This window comes from Actinophytocola sp., from assembly GCF_036555685.1.
GTDB lineage: Bacteria > Actinomycetota > Actinomycetes > Mycobacteriales > Pseudonocardiaceae > Actinophytocola.
In genome coordinates, this window is record NZ_DATBKY010000262.1 from 1 (window position 1) to 1648 (window position 1648).

Genomic DNA, 1648 nt, shown 5'->3' on the forward strand with positions numbered 1-1648 from the left:
GTGATCCTGTGCCGGCAGGCCGACAGAGAGAAAGACGCCGAAGAGGTCAGTCGTCGTTGACGCTGGGTGTGTTCTTCGCCACCTGCATCAGGAACTCGATGTTCGTCCGGGTCTTGCGCAGCTGGGTCAGCAGCAGGTCGATGGCCTGCTGGTTGTCCAGCGCGTGCAGCACGCGACGCAGCTTCACGGTGACCGCGAGCTCGTCCGGCGGGAGCAGCAGCTCCTCCTTGCGGGTGCTGGACTGGTCGACGTCCACGGCCGGGAAGGTCCGCTTGTCGGCGATCTTGCGGTCCAGCTTCAGCTCGGCGTTGCCGGTGCCCTTGAACTCCTCGAAGATCACCGTGTCACCCGCGGACCCGGTCTCCACCAGCGCGGTGGCGAAGATCGTCAGCGAGCCGCCGTCCTCGATGTTGCGTGCCGCGCCGAGGAAACGCTTCGGCGGGAACAGCGCGGTCGAGTCGACGCCACCGGAGAGGATCCGGCCGGACGCGGGCGCGGCCAGGTTGTAGGCGCGGCCGAGCCGGGTGATCGAGTCGAGCAGCACGACCACGTCGTGGCCCATCTCGACGAGGCGCTTGGCCCGCTCGATGGACAGCTCGGCGACCGTGGTGTGGTCCGACGGCGGGCGGTCGAAGGTCGAGGCGATGACCTCACCCTTCACCGACCGCTGCATGTCGGTGACCTCTTCCGGCCGCTCGTCCACGAGCACGACCATGAGGTAGACCTCGGGGTTGTTCGTGGTGATCGCGTTGGCGATCGACTGCAGCACCATGGTCTTACCGGCCTTGGGCGGCGACACGATCAGCGCGCGCTGCCCCTTGCCGACCGGCATCACCAGGTCGATGACGCGGGTGGTCAGGATGTGCGACTCGGTCTCGAGGCGCAGCCGCTCGTTCGGGTACAGCGGCGTCAGCTTGGTGAACTCGGCGCGGTTCTTGGCCTGCTCCGGGTCCAGCCCGTTGATCGTCTCGACGCGCACCAGCGGGTTGAACTTCTGCCGCTGCTGCTCGCCCTCGCGCGGCTGGCGCACCATGCCGGTGATCGCGTCACCGCGGCGCAGGCCGTACTTGCGCACGAGCGACAGCGAGACGTACACGTCGTTCGGACCCGACAGGTAGCCCGAAGTCCGCACGAACGCGTAGTTCTCGAGCACGTCCAGCACGCCCGCTACGGGCAGCAGGACGTCGTCCTCGCGCACTTCGGTGTCCGGCGAGTCGCCCCGGCCGCTGCCACCGCCGCGGCGGCGGCGGTCGCGGAAGCGGCGGCCGCGACGCCGGCCGCCGTCGTCATCGTCGTCGTCCGGGCCGTTGTCGCGGTTGTCGTTGCGGTTGTCGTTGCGGCCCTGGTTGCGGCCGCCCTGGCGGTCCTGGTTGCGGCCGCCCTGCCGGTCCTGGTTGCGGTCCCGGCCACCCTGACGGTCGTCGCCGCGGCTGTCACCGCGGCCCTCGCCACGAGCATCGCCGCGGCCTTCGCCCCGGCTCTCGTCGCGCTTGTCGGAGCCGCGGTCGTCCCGCTTCTCCTCGCGCTGCTCGGTGTCCGGGCCGCCGGCCGCGCGACCGGCCCGGCGGCGGCGGTTGCCGTCGCGGCGGCCGCCCTCCTCACCGGGCTCCTCGCGGCCCGGCTCGGCGGGTGCCTCGGTCGCCGCGGG

1 protein-coding gene is annotated in these 1648 nt (G+C 71.1%); it reads right to left on the reverse strand.

The features are described 5' to 3' along the window. Positions 1-46: 46 nt before the first annotated feature. The coding region (gene rho, locus VH969_RS26310; RefSeq protein ID WP_331978891.1) for a transcription termination factor Rho at positions 47-1648 on the reverse strand (1602 nt) is incomplete at its 5' end.